4 protein-coding genes are annotated in these 2,598 nt (G+C 35.5%); all 4 read right to left on the reverse strand.

Translation table 11 applies throughout. The annotated features are described in order from the left end of the window. Positions 1–938, reverse strand: a 938-nt coding sequence (locus AC4MRQ_RS25595) for a M48 family metallopeptidase (RefSeq protein ID WP_491200572.1), incomplete at its 3' end; no start/stop codon positions are given. After that, positions 938–1,306, reverse strand: coding sequence for a hypothetical protein (locus AC4MRQ_RS25600; RefSeq protein WP_491200573.1), 369 nt, complete (start codon positions 1,304–1,306; stop codon positions 938–940). The genes AC4MRQ_RS25595 and AC4MRQ_RS25600, both read right to left, overlap by 1 nt. A 46-nt stretch (positions 1,307–1,352) precedes the next feature. After that, the gene (locus AC4MRQ_RS25605; RefSeq protein WP_491200574.1) at positions 1,353–2,054 is read right to left on the reverse strand and encodes an N-formylglutamate amidohydrolase; all 702 of its coding nucleotides are present in this window, start codon (positions 2,052–2,054) and stop codon (positions 1,353–1,355) included. A 2-nt stretch (positions 2,055–2,056) separates the two neighbouring features. Further along, the coding region (locus tag AC4MRQ_RS25610; protein ID WP_491200575.1) for a Crp/Fnr family transcriptional regulator at positions 2,057–2,598 on the reverse strand (542 nt) is incomplete at its 5' end.

Consider the following 2,598-nt stretch of genomic DNA (forward strand, 5'->3'; position numbering starts at 1 on the left):
AATAAAGGCGATCCTACCACAAGCCCAAAAACAAATAATATAATTCCCATCTGAATAACACCTGTAATAGTTCCCCATAAAGTGTGTTTTAACTTATAATGCCCCACTTCATGTGCTAATACTGCAACAATCTCTTCTGTGTTTAAATCATTGATTAAAGTATCGTAAAGCACAATCCGCTTTCTGCTACCTAAACCACTAAAAAAGGCATTTGCTTTAGTGCTTCTTTTCGAACCATCCATTACAAAAATGTTATCCAGCTTAAAGCCTGCTTTTGAAGAGAATTCTTCGATTGCATCACGTAATTCCCCTTCTTCAAGCGGCGTTTGTTTATTGAACAACGGTAATATGATAGATGTATAGAACATCGCCATAAAAATGGTAAAACCACTGATCACCATCCAGGCATACAACCAGAAATAGTCACCCGCAATGTTATACAGCCATATAACAAGGGCCATTAAGGGGCCACCAATCAATACCGAAAGCAGCATTGATTTTATCAGATCCAGCACAAATGTTTTTGGAGTTGTTTTGTTAAAACCAAAACGTTCCTCAATTACGAAAGTTCCGTATATGCTAAATGGCAAACCAATGATTGATGATCCTAAACCAATTACCGCGAAAAACAGTAAAGATTGAATAATTGGCTCAGAGCTTATTGCAGCCACCCATTGATGTATTAAGGCAAAACCACCAAATATTAACATTAACATCATAATAGTAAAGCTCAACACTTCACTCAGTATTCCAAATTTATAATTGGCTCTCTTATATTCCTGTTGCTTGCGATACTTTTCATTGTCATAAATTCCATCAAGCTCTTCCGGAATTTTTGTTTTTACGTGTTTGTGATTAAGGTAATCCAGCCACTGATCAAATATAAATTGCCATGCAACAATGGCTATAATGACATAAAAAATTTGTTCTGCATTCATTATTCTTCTTCTTTCTTTTCGTGTAGTTTTTTGTTTAAAAACCTTACCTCATGTTGTAAGTCTTTAATATTTTCAAGTAATTCTCGCATCACAGGGTTTGATGTCGACGCATTTCTCATCTCCTCTTCCCTAAGACCTAAAAGGGTGTCAATGCGGCCTAATACTAATTGTAAAAGAATAAATAAGGCAAATAGGATTGGGATCGAATAAACCAGGTTATCAAAGATCAATTGCCCCCAACTACTGTCTTTATATGATTCGAGAAATACAAAACCTATCATTAAAAATTGAATATAGCCTATATACATTCGGGCTCTATCTATATATATTTTCCATCGAATAAGTGACTTCTTATTAAATTTGATCATGGCTTTTGATAATTTTAAGCAAATATAGCCATGCATATTTGTTTTTCTAGTCTTTGAGCCACACTTCAACTGTAAGATGAAAGCACTTCGCAATTTGCTCTTTTATTTCTGTATTATTCGCATATTTCTGATTCATCTCGAACTCTATACCCAAATACTTATTCTCTTCCCGATCCCTGAAATATCGCACGTGACCATCTGGTTTACCCCTGAACGGATAATTAAAACGAACACGACAATGTGGCAGCCTTTCATTTAATTGTTTCTTCCAAAGCACAGCAAAGTTTTTCTCTTCCTCGCGCTCTGGATTATATAAAATACCAAAATCTGTTTGTCGAATTTTACCATTTAATTCTGGTGTAAACGAGTGAACTGATAAATGCAAAACCGTTTTATTCTTACGCCAGAAGCCTTCTATCTTTTTCGCAAAAGGCCGACGAAAGGCGTAATAATAGTTTTCAAGAATTTGTTGCTTCCCTGATTTAGGTAATGACTTAGTATATTCTGAGAACAAAGTTCTTCGATGAAGCGAACGGTTAATATCAACAACTAAACGACTGACCGTAGCACACTGTTTATATGCTATATAGTTCGAATTAATCAAATCATACAATCCCATCGCACCAAGGTCATATCCACGATGCGAATTCAAAACATCTTCAGCATTTTCAAAGAGATATTCATATGTTCTTGGCACTTGATTGCCTCCGTGCTCACAACTCAACACCACAACTTTACCAGAATTCATTCTTATTTTTTAAGTTGCTTAATAAGTAAGTCCCGATTGATAATCTTAATGCTTTTCCCTTTTGCTTCTATTATGTTTTCGTTGTGCATATCCCTTAATGCTCGTCCCAAAGATGGGCGTGTTACACCAAACATGTTAGCCAGTTCCTCCTGACTTTTCGGCAGGATAATTTCACCATCAACCGGACCTGATAATTGCAAAAGGTAATGTGCGATTTTTCCACGAATAGTTTGAAATGATAAAAAACGTATCTTATCGGACAAGAACTGTGTTTTGCTCGAAATGATGTTCATGATATTTTTGAGCACAAATGAGCTTATTTGCATCAACTCTATTACCGATTTTTTGGGCAGATGTAATATTTCAACTGAATTGTTTGCAACAATATTTACGGGGCAAGTATTATTCTCTCCAAATAAAAAAGCGATGGCAAGAGGTTTAGGTGGCTCAATATCTTCAATCTTAATGGCTTTTCCCGAATAATCGATCATTTCTCCTTTAACACGTCCTTTTAACATGATCATTAAAGAACGACATTCTTCTC

This window comes from Carboxylicivirga sp., assembly GCF_982718395.1.

Coding starts and splice junctions, on each gene's coding strand:
- AC4MRQ_RS25600 (WP_491200573.1), bottom strand. CDS start 1,306: ATGATCAAATTTAATAAGAAGTCACTTATTCGATGGAAAATATATATA.
- AC4MRQ_RS25605 (WP_491200574.1), bottom strand. CDS start 2,054: ATGAATTCTGGTAAAGTTGTGGTGTTGAGTTGTGAGCACGGAGGCAAT.